The sequence below is a fragment of the Actinoallomurus vinaceus genome (genome assembly GCF_039542055.1).
Lineage (GTDB): Bacteria > Actinomycetota > Actinomycetes > Streptosporangiales > Streptosporangiaceae > Actinoallomurus > Actinoallomurus vinaceus.
Genome location: NZ_BAABHK010000001.1, coordinates 1211949 through 1233016, shown reverse-complemented (window position 1 = coordinate 1233016; position 21068 = coordinate 1211949). Strand labels below are relative to the sequence as shown.

General features: G+C 72.9%; 19 protein-coding genes. 4 read left to right on the top strand and 15 right to left on the bottom strand.

Features of this window, described 5'->3' with window-relative positions; all coding sequences use genetic code 11:
- Nucleotides 1–30 precede the first annotated feature (30 nt).
- The 4 genes from ABEA24_RS05725 to ABEA24_RS05710 all read right to left on the bottom strand — a co-directional run bounded on the left by ABEA24_RS05725 (nt 31) and on the right by ABEA24_RS05710 (nt 5062).
- The gene (locus ABEA24_RS05725) at nt 31–876 is read right to left on the bottom strand and encodes a biotin--[acetyl-CoA-carboxylase] ligase (protein WP_345429552.1); all 846 of its coding nucleotides are present in this window, start codon (nt 874–876) and stop codon (nt 31–33) included.
- A gap of 77 nt (nt 877–953) precedes the next feature.
- Nucleotides 954–1922 (bottom strand): NYN domain-containing protein, encoded by a 969-nt coding sequence (locus tag ABEA24_RS05720; RefSeq protein WP_345429551.1) that lies wholly within the window; start codon nt 1920–1922, stop codon nt 954–956.
- Nucleotides 1923–1994: 72 nt separating this feature from the next.
- Entirely contained in the window at nt 1995–2438 is a 444-nt protein-coding gene (locus tag ABEA24_RS05715; RefSeq protein ID WP_345429550.1) for a GNAT family N-acetyltransferase, read from the bottom strand.
- Between the two features lie 47 nt (nt 2439–2485).
- Nucleotides 2486–5062 (bottom strand): phosphoenolpyruvate carboxylase, encoded by a 2577-nt coding sequence (locus ABEA24_RS05710; RefSeq protein ID WP_345429623.1) that lies wholly within the window; start codon nt 5060–5062, stop codon nt 2486–2488.
- Nucleotides 5063–5226: 164 nt separating this feature from the next.
- Here ABEA24_RS05710 and ABEA24_RS05705 point away from each other — a divergent pair, with 164 nt between their 5' ends.
- The 3 genes from ABEA24_RS05705 (at nt 5227) to ABEA24_RS05695 (ending at nt 8405) form a co-directional block, all read left to right on the top strand.
- A complete protein-coding gene (locus tag ABEA24_RS05705) occupies nt 5227–6831 on the top strand; it encodes an acyl-CoA carboxylase subunit beta (RefSeq protein ID WP_345429549.1) in 1605 nt (534 codons plus the stop codon).
- A 10-nt stretch (nt 6832–6841) separates the two neighbouring features.
- Nucleotides 6842–7057, top strand: coding sequence for an acyl-CoA carboxylase subunit epsilon (locus tag ABEA24_RS05700; protein WP_345429548.1), 216 nt, complete (start codon nt 6842–6844; stop codon nt 7055–7057).
- Between the two features lie 148 nt (nt 7058–7205).
- Nucleotides 7206–8405 carry a YncE family protein gene (locus ABEA24_RS05695; protein WP_345429547.1) on the top strand — a complete coding sequence of 400 codons (1200 nt, stop codon included), beginning with the start codon at nt 7206–7208 and terminating at the stop codon, nt 8403–8405.
- A gap of 67 nt (nt 8406–8472) precedes the next feature.
- Here ABEA24_RS05695 and ABEA24_RS05690 read toward each other — a convergent pair whose 3' ends face one another.
- A complete protein-coding gene (locus ABEA24_RS05690) occupies nt 8473–9807 on the bottom strand; it encodes an alpha/beta fold hydrolase (RefSeq protein ID WP_345429546.1) in 1335 nt (444 codons plus the stop codon).
- A gap of 69 nt (nt 9808–9876) precedes the next feature.
- Between ABEA24_RS05690 and ABEA24_RS05685 the strand changes: the two genes are divergently transcribed.
- On the top strand, nt 9877–10500 hold the full coding sequence (locus ABEA24_RS05685; protein ID WP_345429545.1) for a TetR-like C-terminal domain-containing protein: 624 nt from the start codon (nt 9877–9879) through the stop codon (nt 10498–10500).
- 179 nt (nt 10501–10679) lie between these two features.
- Here ABEA24_RS05685 and ABEA24_RS05680 read toward each other — a convergent pair whose 3' ends face one another.
- From ABEA24_RS05680 to ABEA24_RS05635, 10 genes are all read right to left on the bottom strand, one after another.
- The gene (locus ABEA24_RS05680; protein ID WP_345429544.1) at nt 10680–13772 is read right to left on the bottom strand and encodes a hypothetical protein; all 3093 of its coding nucleotides are present in this window, start codon (nt 13770–13772) and stop codon (nt 10680–10682) included.
- Between the two features lie 186 nt (nt 13773–13958).
- The gene (locus ABEA24_RS05675) at nt 13959–14399 is read right to left on the bottom strand and encodes a TadE/TadG family type IV pilus assembly protein (protein WP_345429543.1); all 441 of its coding nucleotides are present in this window, start codon (nt 14397–14399) and stop codon (nt 13959–13961) included.
- The gene (locus ABEA24_RS05670; RefSeq protein ID WP_345429542.1) at nt 14396–14821 is read right to left on the bottom strand and encodes a TadE family protein; all 426 of its coding nucleotides are present in this window, start codon (nt 14819–14821) and stop codon (nt 14396–14398) included. Before ABEA24_RS05670 ends, ABEA24_RS05675 begins: the two co-directional genes overlap by 4 nt.
- Before the next feature lie 287 nt (nt 14822–15108).
- On the bottom strand, nt 15109–15531 hold the full coding sequence (locus tag ABEA24_RS05665; RefSeq protein WP_345429541.1) for a TadE/TadG family type IV pilus assembly protein: 423 nt from the start codon (nt 15529–15531) through the stop codon (nt 15109–15111).
- Between the two features lie 7 nt (nt 15532–15538).
- Nucleotides 15539–15760, bottom strand: coding sequence for a Flp family type IVb pilin (locus tag ABEA24_RS05660; protein ID WP_345429540.1), 222 nt, complete (start codon nt 15758–15760; stop codon nt 15539–15541).
- Between the two features lie 40 nt (nt 15761–15800).
- Nucleotides 15801–16715 (bottom strand): type II secretion system F family protein, encoded by a 915-nt coding sequence (locus ABEA24_RS05655; protein ID WP_345429539.1) that lies wholly within the window; start codon nt 16713–16715, stop codon nt 15801–15803.
- Entirely contained in the window at nt 16712–17677 is a 966-nt protein-coding gene (locus ABEA24_RS05650; RefSeq protein WP_345429538.1) for a type II secretion system F family protein, read from the bottom strand. Before ABEA24_RS05650 ends, ABEA24_RS05655 begins: the two co-directional genes overlap by 4 nt.
- Entirely contained in the window at nt 17674–18975 is a 1302-nt protein-coding gene (locus tag ABEA24_RS05645; protein ID WP_345429537.1) for a TadA family conjugal transfer-associated ATPase, read from the bottom strand. Before ABEA24_RS05645 ends, ABEA24_RS05650 begins: the two co-directional genes overlap by 4 nt.
- Nucleotides 18956–19858 (bottom strand): hypothetical protein, encoded by a 903-nt coding sequence (locus tag ABEA24_RS05640; RefSeq protein WP_345429536.1) that lies wholly within the window; start codon nt 19856–19858, stop codon nt 18956–18958. Before ABEA24_RS05640 ends, ABEA24_RS05645 begins: the two co-directional genes overlap by 20 nt.
- Nucleotides 19858–20721, bottom strand: a complete 864-nt coding sequence (locus tag ABEA24_RS05635; RefSeq protein WP_345429535.1) for a CpaB family protein — start codon at nt 20719–20721, stop codon at nt 19858–19860. The genes ABEA24_RS05640 and ABEA24_RS05635 overlap by 1 nt, the downstream gene beginning before the upstream one ends.
- Nucleotides 20722–21068 lie beyond the last annotated feature (347 nt).

Sequence of the window (21068 nt, the reverse complement as noted above, 5' to 3'; positions counted from 1 at the left end):
GTCGGCCGCGCGGACGATGCCGACTCCGGCTCATCGAACGTGCACGACGTCGCCGGCGCTGAGCGCGTGGTCGCCGTCGGCCGCGCGGACGACGAGCCGCCCGTTCTCGTCGATGTCCACGGCCTCGCCCGTGAGGACGCCGTCGGGCTCGCCCGGGGCGGCGCCGGGCAGCTCCACGCGCACCTGCCGGCCGAGCGTCGCGCACACCGCGCGGTACGCCTCCCGCAGCGACCCCTCGACCCACTCCCCGCAGAAGTCGGCGTACCGGGCCGCCAGCTCCCGCAGGATCGCGCGGAGCAGCGGGTCGCGGTCGGCCGGGGCACCCTCCAGCACCAGGGACGTCGCGGTCGGCACCGGCAGCTCGTCGGCGCGCAGGCTGACGTTGAGCCCGATGCCGAGCACGACGGCGTCCCCCTCACGCTCGGCGAGGATCCCGGCCAGCTTCCGGCCATTGATGAGGACGTCGTTCGGCCACTTCAGGGCGGCGTCGGCCATCCCGCCCCGCTCGATCCCCTCCACCTCGGCGAACCCGCGCAGCGCGCCGACCACCGCGACTCCGGTCATCAGCGGCAGCCAGCCGAGCCGGGCGAGCGGGACCTGCGGGCGCAGGAGCACCGAGAAGGCCAGCCCCGAACGCGGCGGGGCGGTCCAGGCCCGGTCGAGGCGGCCGCGCCCGGCCGTCTGCGCCTCGGCGACGAGCACCAGGCCCTCGTCCGCGCCGTCCCGGGCTGCCGCCACCAGGTCGGCGTTGGTCGAGCCGGTCTCGGCCACCACCCGGATCTCGCGCCACAGCCCGCCCGGGCGGACGAGGGCGCGGTTCAGCGCCCGCTCGTTCAGCGGCGGACGATCCAGGTCGTTGTACGGCGAAGGGCTCACGGCCTCAGCCTAGAAGGCCGATGCGGTTCCCACGGCACGGGAGCTCACGTGGACCCCCGGCCGGGAGAGCTCCCCGGTCAGCGGGGGGCCTTGCCGGAGATGCCCACGTTGAAGTCGAACTCGCGGTAGACGCGCGCCCAGAAGCCCTCGCGCAGCCAGTCGCGGGCCTCCTTGTAGGGGCGCAGCGAGTGGCCGAGCTCCTTCTCGCCCTCGATCAGCAGCTCCTTGTCGATGACCGTGGGCAGGATCGGGCCGGGCAGCAGGTCGCGGATGTTGTCGCGGCCGCGGGTGAGGATCCACTTGTGCGCGACGTGCTCGCCGATCTCCTCCACGCGGTCGCGGCTCGGGCCGAGCTTGGCGACGGGGTTGGGCTGGCGGACGGGCGGCGGCGCAGGCTTGGGCCGGGTGCCGAAGACCGCCGTGGGCGACGGGATCGGCGGGGGGACCGGCGTCTCCGACGGGGTCTCGCGGGAGGTGTCGAGCGCGAAGTACGGCTTGACGAAGTCGGCGTTGACGACGTCGACGGTGTCGGCCTCCCAGATCAGCCGCTCGGCCTGGTTGGTGCCGTACGGCGGCTCGACGCCCCACAGGTGGATGCGGACCCCGTAGGTCTGCGCGGCCTCCACGGCCGGAAGCATGTCCTCGTCGCCGGCCAGCAGGATGGCGTCGGTGACGGCGCCGTGCCGGGCGAGCGTCTCCAGGTCCTCGCGGATCTGGGCGTCGACGCCCTTCTGCTGGTTGTGCTTGTTGAGATTGCCGAGCCGGAGCTTCACGAAGGGCAGCGGCGCGACCACCCGCTGGTCGATCGTCGGCACGCGGTCGCGCGCGGCGTCGAACCAGTAGATGCGCAGCAACTCTCCGCGCATGCACGCCGCCGCGCGGCCCTCCAGGGCCTTGATGAGCCCCTCGGCGTCGACCCGGTACGAGCGACGGGAGGAGACACCGAACAGGAGGTCACCCGCTGCGGCGTAGAGATACCCCACGTCTACGAGGATCGCGTAGCGCGGCAGCGGCGATAGGTGAGACACAGGCTCGCGAACAGTCATCACCTATGACTTTAGGTGAAGATCAGCCCCCCGTCCTGGGATGTGGGGCGGATGTGCGGCCTTTCTCGCCGCTCAGAGCCGCTTTCGCATGTGGACGACGCTACGGTCGTCGATTCCCGCCCTGTCGGTCTCGCGGTAACCCAGGGATTCGTACAGGCCGATATTCGAGATCATCTTCTCGTTCGTGTAGAGCCGCACCGCCGGCAACCCGAGCGACCGGGCGCGGAACTCGGCGAACGTCAGCAGCCGCCGCCCGAGTCCGCGCCCCTGACGATCCGGGTTTACCGCGACATTCTCCACAAGGAGAACGTCGTCCTCGGGGCGCAGAACGATCAGCGCGTCGATCGTCCGCTCGTTCTCGAGCACGTAGACGAGCCCCGCCTCGATCAACTCCGCGTAGTCGGCGGTGAGCGGGAGCGGCTCCACGCCGATCACCGGGGTCCACGGGTCGTACGCCGCCTTGACGATCGCCTCCACCGACTCACGATCGACGGCTTCGGCCAGCCTGATACCCATGCATTCCTCTAACCGTCAGTTCGACGAGAATCATCCATTCTCGTCGATCAGCCGGTGTTCTGCAGGCCGGCCGCGACCCCGGCGGCGGCCAGGAGCAGCAGGTCCTCGATCCGCTCGCGCTCCGCGTCGTCCTCGATCCCGGCCCGCAGCTCCTGCAGCGCGCGCAGCTGCAGGTGCGACAGGGCGTCGACGTACGGGTTGCGCAGCTCGACCGCGCGCGACAGCACCCGGCGGTTCTCCAGCAGCCGGGAGTGCCCGGTGACCTGCAGGACCAGCGAGCTCGTCCGGTCGTACTCGGCGAGGACCGTCTCGGCCAGCTCCGGGCGGTCGCCGAGGGCGAGGTAGCGCTCGGCGATCGCGCGGTCCGTCTTGGCCAGGCTCATCTCCGCGTTGTCCAGCAGCGCGGCGAACAGCGGCCAGGAGCCGTACGCCTCGCGCAGCGCGTCGAGGTCGTCCACGGCGGCCAGGCCGCTGCCGAGGCCGTACCAGCCGGGCAGGTTGACCCGCGTCTGCGTCCAGGAGAAGACCCAGGGGATCGCCCGCAGGTCGTCCAGCGAGGTGGTGGACTTGCGCCGGGACGGCCGGGAGCCGAGCCGGAGGTTGGACAGCTCGTTCAGCGGGCTGACGCGGGCGAACCACTCCGGGAAGCCCGGCGACTCGACCAGCGACCGGAACGTCCGCTCGGCGGCCTCACTGATCCGATCGGCCAGCGGCCGGAACCGCTCGGCGGCCGCCAGCGCGTGCTCCTGCACCGCCGAGGTGGAGGAGAGCAGGACCGCGTTGGCGACCTGCTCGACGTGGCGCTGGGCGATCTCGGCGTGGCCGTACCGGGCGAAGATCACCTCACCCTGCTCGGTCACCTTGAACCGGCCCGCGACCGAGCCGGGCGCCTGCGCCAGCACGGCCCGGTGGGCCGGGCCGCCGCCGCGCCCGAGCGCGCCACCGCGCCCGTGGAACATCGTCAGCTTCACGTCGTGCCGGGACGCCCAGGCCGCGAGGGCGGCCTGCACGTCGTACAGCTTGAGGGTCGCCGTCGTCGGGCCGAGCTGCTTGGCCGAGTCGGAGTAGCCGAGCATGACCTCCATGCGGCGGCCGGTCTCCAGGAGGCGCCGGCGCACCGCCGCCAGGTGGAGCATGCCGTCCAGCACGGCCGGGGACCGGTCGAGGTCCTCGCCGGTCTCGAACAGCGGCACGACGTCGAGGACCGGCGCCCGGCCGCCGATCGCGGCGGCCTCGGCCAGCTCGTACACGGCGGCCACGTCGTCGGCGGTGCGGGTGAAGGAGATGACGTAGCGGCGGCACGCGTCGACGCCGAACCGCTCCTGCACCCACGCGGCCACCCGCAGCGTGTCGAGGACCTCCTCGGTCTGCTCGCTCAGCGCGCCACCGGCCCGTACCTCGGCGAGGGCCTTCTCGTGCACCTGGGAGTGCTGGCGGATCTCCAGCTCCGCCAGGTGGAACCCGAACGTCTCCACCTGCCAGATCAGGTGCTGCAGCTCGCCGTACGCCTGACGCCGCGCACCCGCCTCCACGAGGGAGTCCTGCACGATGCGCAGGTCGGCGAGCAGGTCGGCCGGGCCGCCGTACGCCAGGTCGGCGTCGCGCAGCCGCGTGGCCTGGATCCGCTCGGCGGCGTACAGCAGGAACTGCCGGTGCGGCTCGCCCGGCGAGCGCTTGGCGATCTCGGTTTCGAGGTCGGGCTGGGCGGCGCGGGCGGCGGCGAGCGCGCCCGTGAGGGCCCGCGACGGCGGGGTGGTCGTCTCGTCCACGGTCAGCGTCCGGCCGATCCGCGTGCAGGCGTTGGCCAGCGCGCGCAGGATGTGATCGGCCTGGACGCCGATCGCCTCGCGGGTGATCTGCGCGGTGACGTACGGGTTGCCGTCGCGGTCGCCGCCGATCCAGCTGCCGTAGCGCACGAACGGCCGGGCCAGCGGCGGCCGCTCGCCCGTGCCGGGCGCCAGGGCCGCGTCGAGCGACCGGTAGATCGCCGGGACGACCCGGAAGATCGTCTCGTCGAAGATCGCCATGGCGGTGCGGACCTCGTCGAGCGGGTCCGGCTTCGTCCGGCGCAGCTGCGACGTGCGCCACAGCAGGTCGATCTCCTCGACGAGCCGGCGGGTGATCTCGTCGCGCTCCCCGCTGCCCGCGCGCGGGTCGTGCAGGTCCGTCAGGAGGGCGCTGATCCGCAGGATCGCGGTGACGACCGCCCGGCGGCGCGCCTCCGTCGGGTGCGCCGTCAGCACCGGGTGGAACTCCAGCTCCTCCAGCAGCTCGCGGACTCGCTCCGCGCCGATCTCGGCCACGGCGGAGGCGACCGACTCGCGCTGCGGCGTCTCGCCGGTGTCCCGCTCCCGGAGCGTGCGGATCCGCTGGTGCTCCTCGGCGAGGTTCGTCAGGTGGAAGTAGACGGTGAACGCCCGGGCGACGAGCTCCGCACGGTCGATCGGCCAGCCGCCGACGATCGCGGCGACGTCGTCCACGGACGTCTCACCACGGCGGGCGGCGATCACCGCGTGGCGCAGGGCCTCCACGTCGTCGAGCAGGCTCTGCCCGCCGTACTCGACGAGAACGTTGCCCAGGAGGGAACCCAGCAACCGGACGTCACGGCGCAGTGGCTCGGGCATCTCCTGCCGAGCGGAGTTTCGAGTCGACACGCAGCTCAGGGTAGTTCGTCCTCATGAGGTGGTCAGAGTCCCGTCTCGCTCCCTGAGATCCCGCAGAGATCGTGTGCGGCGGAGATCGTGCCCCTCGTGGCAGCCCGATCGGCGGGCTGGCTACGCTGGCCTGCATGGCCACGCAAGCGCCCGAGCCCCTGCCCGCGGCAGAGATCGACATCCACACCACGGCGGGAAAGCTCGCCGATCTGGAGCGCCGCCGGTACGAGGCCGTCCACGCCGGCTCCGCGCGCGCGGTCGAGAAGCAGCACGCCAAGGGCAAGATGACCGCCCGCGAGCGGATCGACGCGTTCCTCGACGAGGGGTCGTTCGTCGAGTTCGACGAGCTGGCGCAGCACCGCGCGTACGGCTTCGGAGTGGAGAAGAACCGCCCGTACGGCGACGGCGTCGTCACCGGCCACGGCACGGTCGACGGCCGGCCCGTCGCGGTCTTCTCCCAGGACTTCACGGTCGCGGGCGGCTCGCTCGGCGAGGTGTTCGGCGAGAAGATCGTCAAGGTCATGGACCACGCGCTGAAGACCGGCTGCCCGGTCGTCGGCATCAACGACTCCGGCGGCGCGCGCATCCAGGAGGGCGTGGTCGCGCTCGGCCTGTACGCCGAGATCTTCAAGCGCAACACCCACGCGTCCGGCGTGATCCCGCAGATCTCCCTCGTCATGGGCCCCTGCGCGGGCGGCGCGGTCTACTCGCCCGCCCTGACCGACTTCATCGTCATGGTCGACCAGACCTCGCACATGTTCATCACCGGACCGGACGTCATCAAGACGGTCACCGGCGAGGAGGTGACCTTCGAGGACCTCGGCGGCGCGCACACCCACAACACCAAGTCCGGCGTCGCGCACTACCAGGCCTCCGACGAGCAGGACGCCATCGAGTACGTCAAGGCGCTGCTGTCGTACCTGCCGTCGAACAACCTGTCCGACCCGCCGGCCTACGACGCGGACGCGGCACTCGAGATCACCGGCGAGGACCTCGAGCTCGACACGCTGATCCCCGACTCGCCGAACCAGCCGTACGACATCCACACCGTCATCGAGCACGTCCTCGACGACGGGGAGTTCCTCGAGGTCCACGCGCTGTTCGCGCCGAACATGGTCTGCGGGTTCGGCCGGGTCGAGGGCCGGTCGGTCGGGATCGTCGCCAACCAGCCGATGCACTTCGCGGGCACGCTCGACATCGACGCGTCCGAGAAGGCCGCCCGGTTCGTCCGCACCTGCGACGCGTTCAACATCCCGGTGCTGACCTTCGTCGACGTGCCCGGCTTCCTGCCCGGCACCGACCAGGAGTGGAACGGCATCATCCGGCGCGGCGCCAAGCTCCTGTACGCCTACGCCGAGGCCACCGTGCCGCTCGTCACGGTGATCACCCGCAAGGCGTACGGCGGGGCGTACGACGTCATGGGCTCCAAGCACCTCGGCGCCGACATCAACCTGGCCTGGCCGACGGCGCAGATCGCCGTCATGGGCGCGCAGGGCGCGGTCAACATCCTCTACCGCCGCGAGCTGGCCGCCGCCGAGGACCCGGACACCCGGCGGGCCGAGCTCATCACCGAGTACGAGGACACCCTCGCCAACCCCTACATCGCCGCCTCCCGGGGCTACGTCGACGCGGTCATCAAGCCGTCGGAGACGCGCGGCCAGGTCGTCAAGGCGCTGCGCGCCCTGCGCGACAAGCGCAAGACCCTGCCGCCCAAGAAGCACGGCAACATCCCGCTGTAGGAGAGGATCGATGAGCGAGCGCCCCTTCCTGCAGGTGGTGCGCGGCGACGCGACGCCAGAGGAGATCGCCGCCCTGGTCGCGGTGCTGACCGCCCGCGCCCGGGCCGCCGAGGCCGCCGGAGCGACACCCCCGCCCCGCCGTTCCGCGTGGTCGGCCCCTTCCCGGCAGCTCCGCCGCCCCCTCCCCCACGGCCCCGGCGCCTGGCGCACCAGCACCCTGCCGTAGGGGTTCATCACACTGGACGTTCGTCACCCGCAATACAAAGGACGTCGCCCAGACAGGCGTGCGGACGCTCGATCCGTTCGAGCCGATGGCAACCTGTTCGTAGTTATCCGCTCACGATCCGCCCTCAACCGGTTAGAGTCCGGCAGCTATGGAGGGGTGCAGACCGGCGGCGCGCGGCAGGGTCGCGGTCGCCGTGGCGCTGGCCGTCGGATGCGCGGTCCTCGGCGGGTGCCGCTCGCCGGTGCCCTTCCGCGGCCGGCCGGGGCCCGACTCCCCCGTCCTGGTGCTCGGTGGGCCGGCGCCGTACATCCGGCCTCGTGTCACGCCTCCGCCTCCGCTGGACCGGCGTCGCGTGGCCGACCGCGGCACCGGCGTCTACGCCGCGACCCGGGCGGGCATGCTCGGCCCCGTGGCCCGGCGTCTGCCGCCCCGCGTGTACGTCCCGGTCACCGGCGGTGCGGCGATCGACGTCGTCGACGGCCGCACGTACCGCCTGCTCCGCCGCGTCCCGGTCGGCCGCGCGCCACGGCAGGTCGTCCCGTCGTGGGACCTGCGAACGCTGTGGGTCACCGAGGCGGCGGGGCTCGTGCCGATCGACTCGCGGACCGGCACCGTCGGCCGCACCGTGCCCGTCGCGAACCCGGTGGACCTCTACTTCACGCTCGACGGCCGGGACGCCCTCGTGCTGGGCGCGCGGCCGGGGCGCCTCCAGCTCCGCGACCCGCGGACCATGCGGCTCCGGTCGGCCGTCCGCCTGCCCTGCCCCGACCCGGCCGGAGCCGACCTGTCCGCCGACGGGTCCAGTCTGGTGGTGGGGTGTTCGGGATCAGGGCGGCTCGCTCGTGTCGACCTGATCCGGCACCGGGTCACGGGCACGCTCCGGCTCGCGACCGGGTCGCGACCGCGGGACGTCCGCCTGTCCCCGGACGGCGAGACCTTCTATGTCGCCGACGCCGGTCGCGGCGGCGTGTGGCTGGTGGACGCCGAGCGGTTCCAGACGGACGGCTTCGTCGCCACCGGGCGCGGCGCCCACGCCCTCTACCCCAGCCGTGACGCCGGCACCCTGTACGTCGTGGGCGGCTCGTCGCGGAGCGTCTCCCTGATCTCCTTCTCCGAGCGGCGGCCGGTGGGCCGCTGGCGGGTTCCGACGGTCCCGGACATGGGCGGGGTGTCGGCGGACGGCCGGATGCTGTGGCTGTCGGCTCGGGACGCCGACACGGTCTTCGCCGTCTCCACCGAGACCGGGCGGATCGTCCGGCGCCTCCCGGTCGGCCCGGGGCCGCACGGCCTGTGCGTCTTCCCGCAGCCCGGCCGGTTCTCTCTGGGACATACCGGCATCTATCGGTAGCGCTCAGGGCCCTGCGGCCGTCGACCCTCGTACGGCCCGGCCGCCGCGCGCCGCCGCTCCTGCCGCGTCACCTGTGGCCATGCAGGAACGCGGGGATGTCGGCGCGGGTCGGGTAGTTCGGCAACGGAGCCCGCTTGTCCTGGAGGAATGCGGTGATGACGGCGGCGGCTCGCTCGTTGTTGTCGTCGAGGCCGTTCCACATGTGGTGTCCGACCCCGGGCATGTACTGGGTGCGCTGGATGGCGGGATCCTCGGCGAGGACGGTCGTCTCCCATTGACGGACCTGCGCGGAGCACTCGGCGATCATCAACATCGCGGGAGTGCGGGAACGCCTCAGCTGCGGGGCGATGGAGGGTGAGTCCTTGACCGTCCGCTCGGCATGGAGGCTCGCGGCGGCGCTGAAGGAGAAGTTCTGCGCCGTGTCCTCGGTGGGGATGCGATGCGCGTCCCGCGCGCAGTAGCCGGAGGCGGTGTCGCTGCCGAGATCGGCTGCCCGGAAGGCGTTGTCGCCTTCGGCCTGCCCGATCAGGCCGGTGCCAGGGGTGAGGAGCCCGAGTCGCATGAGGCCGAATGCGACGGCGTACCGGGGGACACGCGTCGACCGCGGTCCGGTCATGGCCGGCGCCAAGCCGCGCGCGGACGGTCGTCCCTTCTGCCCGGTGATCCGCGCGGTGGGGCCGTCCATCGGGCCGGGCTCGGCGATGATCGCCCGGTGTACGTGGGCGGCGACGTGCGGGTCGGCCAGGGCGCGCGTGAGCACGACCCCGCCTGAGGAGAAGCCGAGGACGTCGACCCGTCCCTTGCCCAAATGGTCGATGAAGGCGGCGAGGTCGCCGACCGGCCTGGAGATCGTGTACTGCTCCATGGGAAGCAGGTCGCTTCGTCCGCCGCCGGCCTGCTCGTAGGTGTAGACGTCGTAGCCCTGCCGTGCCAGCAGTCGCAGGAACCGGTGGTCGAGCACCGAGATGCCGCGGACGGGTCCGCCGTTGAGGTACACGAAGGGCGTCGGGTGCCGGATGGCGCCGGGGGCGGGCGGATAGTGGTACACCGCGACCCGGCTTCCGGTAGCCAGGTTCCAATGTTGCGTCGCCACGAACGGTAGTGCGGCCGGGTATCGCCGCTCCGTGGGGACGGTCGGGACGCATACCGACGCCGTCAGCGCCGCGGCGACGCCCACCGGCAGGAGGCGCGCCAGCCGGTTCGGCCAGGTACGGCGGCGGAACCTCCACAGTGCGGCGACGGCCCCGACGCCGAGCGTCGTCAGCCATGCGGCCAGCCCCGAGCCCGCCCCGTCGGTCAGGACGATCAACGCGAGGAACAGGACGATCATCCCCACGACGGCGGCCAGGGCCAAGCCCAGACGACCCGTGAAGCGGACAAGACGGATGAGGGTTTTCAGCATCACGACCCCGTGGATAGTTTCCAAACGCTGTTTCAAAACAACGTTAGCAGCTGCGGCTAGGCTGCTGTCGTGGGTAGGCCGAGAACGAACGACGACACCGTGAGGGAACGCCTCGTAGAGTCCGCGACCGAGATGTTCGCCACCCGTCCACGGGAGTCGATCACCGTCCGTGCCCTGGCCGCTGCCGCCGGGACCTCGACCGCCGCCCTGTACTCGCTGTTCGGCGGCAAGGACGGGCTGATCGGTGAGGTACGCGACAGGGCGGTCACCGGGCTGTTCAAGGACCTGTCCGCGGCGCCGACCTCCGACGACCCGCTGGCCGACCTCTACGCGCTCGCCGTCGCGTACCGGCGATGGGGGCGCGAGCACAGCCACCTCTACACGGTGTTGTTCGGTGGCGTGCAGTCCTTCGAGCCGTCGGGCGTGGTCGGCACCGGCGACCCCGTCCGACCGCTCATCGCCGCCATAGATCGCGCCTTGTCGGCGTCCGTGCTCGCCGGCGACGCGACGTCCATCGCCCTGTCGATCTGGGTGACGCTGCACGGGCTCATGACCCTCGAACTGGCCGGGGCGCTCGACACCGCCACGGCCGAGACCACGTTCCGGTCGACGATCCTCGCCACGCTGCGCGGCTGGACGACTCCGACGGTGTTCAGCACCCTCCGGCGCGGCGAACCCGCCCCGTCGCGGTGACGCACCCCCTCGGCCGGCGCGCCGGCCGAGGGGGTGCTCCCTCAGGCGGATGAGACCCCCACCCGGATCGGTGGCGCTCAGCCGGCTCCTTCGGCCACGCCACGCGGCCGGGGCGGTCCCTCAGGAGTGCTCAACGCACCCTCAGCGACGCCATACGGCTGAGCGGTCCCCGGCAGTGCTCAGCCGGCGCCCTCGGCGACGCCGCGCCACTGGGGGACCAGTTCCTCGACCAGGGCCTCGGTCTCGGGCTGCATCTGCGCGGCGAACGGGTCCGCGCCGACGCGTTCGCTCAACTCCTCCACGACGCCGCGGACCGCGGCGTGGTCGCCGGTGGCGTGGGTGGCGCGCAGCAGGTCCCGCCACAGGCCCTCGTCGTCCACCGCGAGCCGGAGCCCGGCGCGGGCCGCCGAGACCGCGCCCCGGGCGTCGCCGTCGTCGAGCCGCATGAGGACGAGCCGGTGCGCGACGTCCGCGATGCGCGCGGTCGCCTCGTACTCCAGGTCCTCGGTCGCCAGCCAGCCGTACCGGCCGCGCGGGCGACCGTCCATGAGCGGGCCGCGTACGAGGTCGAGGGCGTAGGTCAGGTAGGCCGTCTCGGAGGCGGGTTCGGCGGCCGACCGCCAGACGAGCCAGCGGAACATCTCCCAGTCGACCCGGACCTCCGACCCCAGCCGGATCCGACCGTTCTCGTCGTGGTACAGGTTGGGGCGGCCGCGTGAGTCGCGTCCGAGCCAGTCGGCGACGCGGGCGACGGTCGCGTCGCGCACCGGCGAGGTCACCCCGCGCGGCCACACCGCGCCGCCCAGCACGGTCGGGTGCACCCCTTCGGGACGCGTCGCCAGGTAGACGAGGACCTCGGTGCACAGCGCCCGGCGGCTCTCCTCCACGACGCCCGGCGCGTCCACCTCGACGGGGCCCAGGAGCCGGATGTCGACCGCCGGCCGGGTCTCCCCCATCGCGGGCGGCACGGCCGGCTCCGCGTCGATACCGCCGTACGGGACGCCGTCCGCCCGCCCGGCGGTACGGAACAGTTCGACGACCGCCCGATAGTGCCGCTCGGGGACGAGCTGCGCCTCGACGTCGAACCCGAGGACCCCGGCGCGGAGCCGCCCGTCCGACGTGACGTCCCAGGTCCACGTCGCTCCCGGCGTCTCGCCCGCGACGAGGTACCCGGCCGCCATCCGCTGGCCGGTACGGGCCAGGGCGACCAGGCGCTCGGCCTCCTCGGGCGTCGGCGGGTCGGCCATGATCAGGTAGTGCGGCATCCACGCCTCGCCGAACACGCCGCGGCAGCGGCCGGTGAGAACGGAGTCCGCGCCCGAGGCCGCCAGGGCCTGGCGTACCTCCTCGGTGCGGCTCTCCAGCTCCGGCAGCGCCTCGGCGAGCGTGGCGACGGCGCGGATGCGGTCCGGAGCGATCAGCGACAGCTCCTCGCCGAAGCCGACCAGCGTGATCCGCATGTGGTCGGACCAGCGATTCGTCGCCAGCTCGACCGCCACGGCGGCGAGCGCGGCGCGACGGAACTCGTCCGGGCCCTGCAGGGAGATCAGGCCGTGCGCGGTCTCCAGGTCGACGAGGATCCGGCCGGTGTCGTTCGTGCCGATCGAGACCAGTCCCGGGTACGGCGCGAGGACGTCCGCGAGGTCCGCGGTGGCCATCACGTCGAGGGCGCCGGCGCTCAGCCGCCAGACCTGCCCATTGTCGTACTCCTCCCACGGCGCGGGCGGGTTGCGGTCGGCGGGGGCGATCCACAGGTCGAGGCTGTCGGCGCCGAGGTGCACCCCGTACACGGTGGGCAGTGTGCGCCCTTCGGCGGCGAGGGCCTTCGACATCTGGCGCAGGCCGAGGTCGAGAAGGCGGGTGGCGTCGGTGTCCGCGCCGATGCGCAGCGCCTGCTCGGCGAGCGCGGCCTCCCCGTCCGGCCGGGCGATCCTGGTGCCGAACGCCCGGCGCCACAACTGCTCGCGACGCCGCCGGCCGAGCACGGCGAGCAACCCGGCGGCGAGCAGCGACGCCACGGCCAGTTCCTCGGGCCACCCGAACGCCGGCAGGTGCGAGGGCTGCCGCTCGGCTGGGGACTGTGACGGGTGCTGCGGCGACTCGGGGTGGGCGGGCGTCGTCCGCTCGGCGTGCGGGGGCGTCTGGGCGGGCGGCCGTACGGACGGCGCCGCGCCCGTTGGGTGCGGCGCCGGTGCGGCCGGTGGGCGACCGGCCTCCTGCCCGGGGGCCTGACCGCCCTGTCGCCCATGGCCGTCCTGGGAGCCGGTGCCGTGGCTGCCTTGGGAACCGGTGCCGTGGGAGCCGGTGCCGTTGCCGTCCTGGGAGCCGGTGCCGTGATGGCTCTCCTGCTTCGCGTGCTCCTCCCGCGCCTCCTCGCGCGCCGCCCGCCGGGCCGCCTCGATCGCCTGCTTCTCGGTGTTGACGAAGCCGTGGTGGTGCGCGCCGCCGGGGACCTCGGAGTGCGGCACCCCGTGCTCGTGCTGCCCGTCGTGCGGGCCCCGGTGGACAACCTCCACGTGCGTGGCGTCGGCCGGCATGTCGAGCACCCAGCCCGGGCGGATCAGGCTCGCCATGGTCAGCCGGGTGCCGTCCGGCTGCAGCTTGCCCTTGTTCAGCGTGTAGATCTCGCGATAGCGGCGGCCGTCACCGAGGCACTTCTCGGCGATCTCCCAGAGGCTCTCGTGGTGCCGTCCCTCCGGCGGGCGGACGCGGTAGATCTTGCGGACGGCGTTCTGGTCCATGGGGGCGGCGGGCGCGGCGGAGTCCGGTTCCGGAGCCTGCCGGGTGGCGGCCTCGGGGCGTTCGGCCGGCTGCGGCTGCCGGCGCGGCGGGTCCTTGACCTGGACGTGCGTCGAGCGAGGAGCGGTCAACGCCGGTACGACGACGGTAGTCGCGGTGAACAGCAGCAGCGCGGCGACGACGAGCCGGTGCGCGACCGCCTGCGGGCCGCCGGCGAACGGCACCCGGGCCGGTACGCCCACGCCGCGGATCCCGGCGTACACCTCCACGATCACGCAGGCGGCCAGCTGCGCCCAGGCCAGCCACACGACGAGGACGAGGATGCGCATCAGCGCGGTCGTGTCCAGGCGCTGCGTGAACGTCTCCATCGACGGCATCCGGCTCGGGATCGGCGAGCCGAAGAAGGTGAGCAGCGCGAACGGGACACCGGCGAGTAGCGCGGCGATGGCGGCGAGCGCGAGCACGCCGACGATCACGTCACCGGGCCCTCGCCGGCGGTCGATCCGCGCGGGCTGCCGCCGTATGGCGCTCATGCGCCCTCCTTTCTTCCCCGACCAACCCACCCCGGCCGACCTCCCGGCCTCGCCCGACCACCCCACCCCGGCCGACCTCCCGGCCTCGCCCGACCAACCCACCCCGGCTGATCTCCCGGCGTCGGAGGAGCGACCAGCGGCCCTGTGCTGATGATTCGCTCGCTCATCGGTCGCGCACCCTTCTCATCAGATCCCCTCCTGAGGGTGGGCGGTCGCCGCGGACGTCATCGTGAAGTCGCTGAAGCCGGGGACGATCGCGAGCAGTTGGAGCCGGACCTTGATCTGTACGACGACCCGTGCGGTCCGGCCGCCCTCGATCTGGCACTTGGCCCGCCCCGTCACCTCGGGGTAGGTGGCGACGAGGCGTTCGGCGCGGGCGCAGGCCGCGCGCGGGTCGGTGATCCGTGCCTCGCCGGTCTGCCGCAGGACGTCCTGGTCCACCTCGTCGGCGGCGGCGCGGGCGCCCTGTTCGGCGATGTCCGCGGCGCGCTGGCGGGCGTGGATCGCCAGGCCGCCGTCGACGACCAGGCCGGCCAGCACGATGACGAAGAGGGCGAAGATCGTGGTGAACATCGCGACCGTCCCCCGGTCGCGGCCCTCGTCCACCGCCCTACGCCACCGGCTCAATCGATCCTCCGCAGCGTGTCGAGGGGAGCCGTCGCCGTACCGACCATGGTCTTCGAGGCGGACAGGCCGATCAGCGACAGGCCGCCGAGGTCGATGTCGCAGCGCACCGTGACGGAGACCTGGCCGCCCTGGCGCCAGTCGCGGAAGTCGGGGTCGACCTGCGGCCCGCCCTGACACCACTTGTTCCCGCTCATGGTCGCCTTCGCCGCGTTGTCCGCGTCGACCCGCGCGCTTCCGCGGTCGCGGGCGACCGACGCGGCCCGGGCCGCGTCACGGGCGGCACCGTCGACCTGGCTCTGTGCCTCCACGATCCGGCCGAGCCCGACCATCAGCATCATGAACGCCACCAGGATCGGTGTCAGCAGCACCAGCTCCAGCGACATCGTGCCCGCGTCACCACGCGGACCCGACGCCCGTTCCACGCCACCACGCGAAGCCGGCGCCCCATCCGCGCCACCACGCGAAGCCGGCGCCCCGTCCGCGCCACCGCAGGAAGCCAGCGCCCCATCCGTGTCCGCACCGGCGGCCCATGCGCCGGCCCGCGAGGTCCGCGCCGTACCCGAAAGCGCCACCGCGCCCGCGTCGGCACGCGAAGCCGACGCCCCGCCCGCGTCGGTGCGGGAGGCTCGTGCCGTACCCGGGTGGCGGAACGAGGCCTGCTCCCTGCTCGTGTCCGTGCGCGGTCGCGGCGACCCGGTCGCGTGAGTGCTCATGGGCGCGGCTGGTCCCCGCAGGCGGCACCGGTGCCGACGTCGGGCCGGTAGCACTCGATCGGTCCGCCCGAGCGCTGGCTGACGTGGAAGGTGAGGAACGGCACGACGCGCACGGCCGTGCCGGTGACGGTGACCCAGCGTTGGTTCTGGTCGCCGCCGGCCTGTGGCGTGACGCCGCTCAGCAGCTCCGGGCCGATCTGCCCGACGTACTCGCGCGCCTTCGCCTCCGCCTCCCCCTTCCAGTCGCCGCTCCCGCTCTCGCGCGCCACCCGGGCGCCCGACTGCGCGGCGGCGAGCGCCACGTGCCGGGCGTGGTAGACCATCGCGAACTGGACCACCAGCAGGATGACGAGCAGCAGGACCGGGGTCAGCAGCGCGAGCTCCAGCGTGCTCGCGCCACGGTCCGTCCGCCTGTCCATCGGGTGGTCACTTGGTCTTGATGTCGTTCGCGGCGGACCGGACCTTGCGGTAGATGACGACGCCGACGCCGAGCGCGATCATCGCCAGGAGGCCGGTGATGATCGCCCACTCGATCGCCGAGGCCCCGCGGGAGCGCTCGGTTTCGTCGCGGAGCCGCTGGATGCGCAGCTGCACCGACGACCAGACGTAGGCGACAAAGGGATCGTTCATCGGATTGAGCGACTGCATGGCACTCCTTGCGCAGAGCGGGGACTTGTGGAGATCGACGTCACGCGGCCATCACCCGCATCACCGCCGGATAGGCCAGGAAGACCAGGAAGCCGGCGCACAGCAGGAGCTGCGCGACGAGCATGGACTGGGAGCGTTCGCCGGCGCGGCCCTCGACGTCCGACAGCTCGCGGCTGCGCATGCTCGCCGCGCGGGCGGAGAGCGACTGGCGCACCTTCGCTCCGTCGTCGGCGACCAGGGCGAGCGCTGCGGACAGGTCGCGGAGCTCGTCGACGCTGACCTCCTCGCCCAGCCGGCCGAGTGCCTGCCAGGGCGTCATGCCCGTGATGCGGGCGTTGGACAGGGCGTCGCGGATGCGGCGCATGGCCCAGCCGTCGCCGACGTTCGCCGCGGTCATGAGGGCCTCGGGGACGCCGCGCCCGCCCGCGAGGTTCATCGCGACCAGGTCGAGGAAGGCGCTGACGGCGTGCCGGAAGTCGCGGCGCCGCGCCGCCGCCTCCTGGCGCAGCTGCAGGTCCGGCAGCAGGAAGAAGATGAACGCGAACAGCAGGCCGACCCACACTGGGATGGCCACCGCGACCCGCAGACCCAGGACGGCGAAGTAGCCGACGAGGACGGGGATGAACACGATCGCCGCCGCCGACAGCAGGAACTTCGTGGCGAGGAACGCCTCGAACGACCGGTCCAGCAGCGCGAGATCCGCGCGGGCGGAGCGCTGCTGCCAACCCCGGGCCTCGTAGAAGGCCGCCAGGGAGCGGCCGACCTGGGCGCGCAGCCCGGCGAACCGGCGCGAGTCGCCGGACGCGCGGCGCTCCGGCTCGGTCTCGCCGCGCCGGCGGGCCGCGTCGAAGGCGGCGAGGCGCGCCGCCAGGCCGGGCCGGGGCGGGAACAGGGCGCGGAACAGCAGGTAGCCGCCCAGCCCGAAGAACGCCCCGGCCAGCAGTGCCGTGGTCACCGCGTGCCTCCCTTGACCGTGGGGTTGGGACCGGTCCCCGACCGGCCCTGCCAGCGCGCGACCGTCTCGGGCACCTCGGCGGGCACGCCGGGCCGGTCGGTGTCGGTCCCGGCGAGGAACCGCTGCGGCATCTCGTACTTGGCCAGGCGCCGCAGCCAGACGAACCCGAGGGCGAACAGGCCGACGACGACGGCGAGGACGAGCTGGCCGGTGAACGAGTCGTACATCTTCACGTACGACCGGTTGAAGACGGCCAGCAGCAGGGCCGTGCCCACCGAGACGCCGACGACGATCTGGACGCTGCGGCGCGTGGTGCGGCGGTTCGCCTCGACGCGGCGCCGCATGTCGAGCTCGGCGCGGGCGGACGTCGAGAGCGCCCCGAGCATGTCGCGCAGGCCGGGACCCCGCAGCCGCGCGTTGAGGATGAGCGCGGCGACGACGAGGTCGGCGGACGGGTCGTTCAGGTCGTCGCCGAACCCGCGGAGCGCGTCGGCGAGCGGCACACGCGTGTGCAGGCGGTCGACGAGGCTCCGTACGTGCGGTTCCAAGACCGGTGCCACGGCCCGCAGGGACGACGGGATGGCCTGCTCGAGGCCGACGGCGCCGGCGATGGTGTCGCGCAGCGACTCGGTCCAGGCGGCGAGGGCCTCCAGCCGGGCCATCGCGCGGCGCTCCTCGGCGGCGCCACCGCCGATGGTGTTCCAGCCGAAGACGAGCAGGCCGGTGCCGAGCGCCGCGACGGGCCAGCGGGTGACGATCAACGCGGCGACACCGGCGATGACCGCCAGCGCCGTACGCGTGCTGAGCGTACGGATGATCTCCTCGCGGCTCCGCCCGGTGGGCCGGCCGGGGTGGGGCCGCACGCCGCGTATCGCGACGATGAGCAGGAAGACGCCGCCGCCGATCATCGCGCCCGCGAGGATCGCCGGAAGCGTGGCGATGTCGGCGAGACCGCCCGTCACCAGGAGACCCCGAGGGTCGGGTCGTAGCCGAAGGGTACGAGCTCCTGGGCGCAGGCGATGGGGGCGGCGGTCACGGCGGTGCCGTCCGGGCCCGGTTCGAAGATCTCGCTGGACAGGACCCGGCCGTCGCAGCCGGTCACCTCGCGGATGCTGGAGACGAATCGGCGCAGCCGCCCGCCGTGGACGTAGTCGTTGCGCTTCTCGATGAAGACGACGAAGTCGATGGCACCTGCGATCAGCATGTGCGTCGCCTCGATCGGCAGCCGCTCGTCGGACTGCAGGGCGTACGTCGCGATCCGGTTGAAGACCTCCCACGAGGAGTTGGCGTGGATCGTGGACAGCGAGCCGTCGTTGCCCTGCGTCATCGCGTTGAGCATCGTGACGATCTCGTCGCCGAGCACCTCACCGACGATCACGCGGGAGGGGTTCATGCGCAGCGACCTGCGGACGAGCTCGGCCATGGTGATCGTGCCCTGGCCCTCGGAGTTCGGCAGCCGCTCCTCCAGGGCGACGACGTTGGGGTGCAGCTCGGGGAACTGGTCGAGCCCGAGCTCCAGCGCGCGCTCGACGGTGATGAGGCGTTCGTTCGTCGGGATCTCGTTGGCGATGGCCCGCAGCAGCGTCGTCTTCCCGGCGTTGGTCGCCCCGGCGATCATGATGTTCTTCCGGGCGGCGACCGCCGCGCGCAGGAACAGCCCGATCTCGGTGCTGAGCGTGCCGTTGCCCACCAGGTCGGACAGGAACACCTTGCCCAGCCGGGCCCGGCGGATCGACAGCGCGGGCCGTACGGTGACGTCCATGACGGCCGACAGCCGGGACCCGTCGGGCAGCCGCAGGTCCAGCTGCGGGTTGGCGGAGTCGAACGGCCGGCTGGACAGCCCGCTGTAGGCCGCCAGGATCTGGATCAGCTCGACGAGCTCCTCGTCGGACTCGGCGACCGGCTCGCCCATGACCTCCCTGCCGTCGGCGTACCCGATGAACACCCGGTCGCAGCCGTTGGCGTCGATGTTCTCGATCTCGGGGTCCTCGAGCAGCGGCTGGAGCCGGCCGACGCCGAACAGGGCGGCGTGCACGCCGGCCGCGAGCTGCTCCTCCTCTTCGGCGTTCGGCGGCCGGCGACCGGCGCCGATCTCCGCCCGGGCGTACTCCTCGAGGACCTGCCCGATCAGGGCGCGGGCGAACTGCCGCTCGTCCTCCGGGCTCATGGGCGCGATGCCGTTGGCGGCATCGAGGCGGCGCTGGTCGGCGAGCCGCCCGCCGACCTCCTGCCGCAGTCGCTTAACGAGACTGTGATCCACCAGCCGCTCCCTGCGCCTCGCGGCCCGTCTCCGGGCCGCCTGCGGCCCGCGCGGCGAGCCCGCCCGCGATCTGCCGGGCCGAACGAATCAACAGTGATCTGTCAAGCCTTCCGCCCCATCGCCCCCTCAGCATTTCAGCACCCTTCGGATCCAGCGCGAAACCCCCCAGAACGCTCGCGGGCAATTTGGCATTGGAAATGATCCGGCCGACCTCGGTGAGTGAGGTGCGGTATTCGCGGGGATCGGCCACAACGACCACACCGATCGGCGGCGCGGCGTGGCCGCCGAGTTCGGATGCGAGGGCATTTATACGTTCGCGCAGGTGAGCGACGTGTTCGAGGGTGGCGCGGGTGAACAGGACGATGGTGGACGCCTCACGGAGCAGATCGGTCACGGCCGATCCGGCGCCCAGCCGCCCGCAGTCGGCGACCACGTCGACCGGGACCGCGCCGGGTGGGACCGTGGGGGGAGGACCGCCGTTGACCGGCGGAGCCATGCCCGGTGCGGCGCCCTCCCCGGGAGGCCCGGGGACGGTGAGGCCCGCGAACGCGCGGCCGAGGGGCCCCCACAGCCAGGTCAGACCGTGCGCCTGCTCGGCGTTGGCGAGGCCGGCGAGCACGTCCAGGCCGCCGACGAGCCGCTGCGTGTGCTCCCAGACCTGCTCGGTGCGCAGCCCGCGCCGTGCGGTGGCGGCCAGGCTCAGCATGCCGCGCGCGGGGTTCAGCATGCCGCCGTCCTCGCCGGGCAGCCGGTAGACGAGGTCGCCGCCCGCCTGGTCGCACTCGGCCAGCAGCACCGGACGCGGCCAGACCGCCGCGATCGCGACCGCGGCGGTCGTGACGCCCGGCGCTCCCTTGTCGGCCGCCAGGACGATGAGCGCCATCAGGGTCTGCCCGTCGAGCCGCCGTGCGTGCCCGCCGTGGGCCGGCGCGTGGTGTGCTCAGGGGTCGGCCGGCTCGGGGTCGGCTGCTGCTCGGTCGTCGACTGCTGCGGTGTCGGGGGTACGGCCGTCTGCGGGGCGGTGGCCCGCGGCCGCTTTCCCGATGCCTGCTCGCCGGGCGCGAGGATGGCGACCGCCACCGCGCCCGCCGACGCGGCCTGGGTCACGAGCGGCGCCTCGTCGGTGGGCACGGTCACCGACACCTGGACCTGGTCGCTCTGGACGTCGTTCTGGCCGGGCTCGGCGACGTCGTACACCATCGCCGCGGGCGCGAGGACGGCCCCGGCCTGGATGCCGGTCTGCCCCTGCACCGCCACGGAGTACACCGCGACGCGGTCGCCCGGGTGCAGGCCGCCCGCCGGAAGCTGCCCGGGCTTGAGGGCCAGCCCGACGACGACGGTGCCCTTGGCCGCCGAGGCGGCCGTGCTGATCATTCCGTTGGTCAGCAGCGAGCCCTTGACGAGGGTGACGGTCGCGTACGTTTCGGTGACCTTCGCGCGGTCCCGCCACGGGATGTAGTCGAGGCCGCCGGTCGCCGAGACCTGGACCTCCTCCAGCGCGGCCGCCGGGATCCGCTGGCCCGCGGCCACCGGCTGGGCGACCCGGATGACGGGGACCCGCTGCCCGCTGGCCATCACCAGATAGGCGCTGACCAGCGCACCTCCGACGATGAGCAGGACGGCCAGCGCCGCCATCGCCGGCTTGCGCTCCCGGGGCGGCACGGGAATCCGGTGGCCGGCCGCCACCGCGAGCGACGGCCGCCCGGAGGTGTCGGCGACGCTCTTGCGATCACTGCTCGTCGTCACTGGATACTCCGCCAATTCGGGGGGATTGCGGACTGTCGGCGTTGACGGGACGCGGCGAACCATCGTTCCGCCCTTACCGCCCGGCGTCAATGCGGCAACGACAGATTGTTTCGGTCACGGATGTCACCAACTAGTAAGGCGATCAAGCGAGTACTCGGCCCGACCCGCTGGAGAGACCCCGGCACCCTCTCTATCCTGGTCCGGCAGACGGCGAATCCGGAGGGGTAATGCGAATCTCGCTCACGGTGATGACCGATCACGGTCCCCGTGACGTCGTGGTCAACGGTGATTCCGATATGACGGTAGAAACCGTTACGAGATCACTTATTACGGCGCTGAACACCGAG

Coding starts and splice junctions, on each gene's coding strand:
- ABEA24_RS05700 (WP_345429548.1), top strand. CDS start 6,842: ATGAGCGAGCGCCCCTTCCTGCAGGTGGTGCGCGGCGACGCGACGCCA.
- ABEA24_RS05640 (WP_345429536.1), bottom strand. CDS start 19,858: ATGGCGCTCATCGTCCTGGCGGCCGACAAGGGAGCGCCGGGCGTCACG.
- ABEA24_RS05715 (WP_345429550.1), bottom strand. CDS start 2,438: ATGGGTATCAGGCTGGCCGAAGCCGTCGATCGTGAGTCGGTGGAGGCG.
- ABEA24_RS05720 (WP_345429551.1), bottom strand. CDS start 1,922: ATGACTGTTCGCGAGCCTGTGTCTCACCTATCGCCGCTGCCGCGCTAC.
- ABEA24_RS05660 (WP_345429540.1), bottom strand. CDS start 15,760: ATGCAGTCGCTCAATCCGATGAACGATCCCTTTGTCGCCTACGTCTGG.
- ABEA24_RS05680 (WP_345429544.1), bottom strand. CDS start 13,772: ATGAGCGCCATACGGCGGCAGCCCGCGCGGATCGACCGCCGGCGAGGG.
- ABEA24_RS05665 (WP_345429541.1), bottom strand. CDS start 15,531: ATGGACAGGCGGACGGACCGTGGCGCGAGCACGCTGGAGCTCGCGCTG.
- ABEA24_RS05705 (WP_345429549.1), top strand. CDS start 5,227: ATGGCCACGCAAGCGCCCGAGCCCCTGCCCGCGGCAGAGATCGACATC.
- ABEA24_RS05695 (WP_345429547.1), top strand. CDS start 7,206: ATGGAGGGGTGCAGACCGGCGGCGCGCGGCAGGGTCGCGGTCGCCGTG.
- ABEA24_RS05690 (WP_345429546.1), bottom strand. CDS start 9,807: ATGCTGAAAACCCTCATCCGTCTTGTCCGCTTCACGGGTCGTCTGGGC.
- ABEA24_RS05710 (WP_345429623.1), bottom strand. CDS start 5,062: ATGCCCGAGCCACTGCGCCGTGACGTCCGGTTGCTGGGTTCCCTCCTG.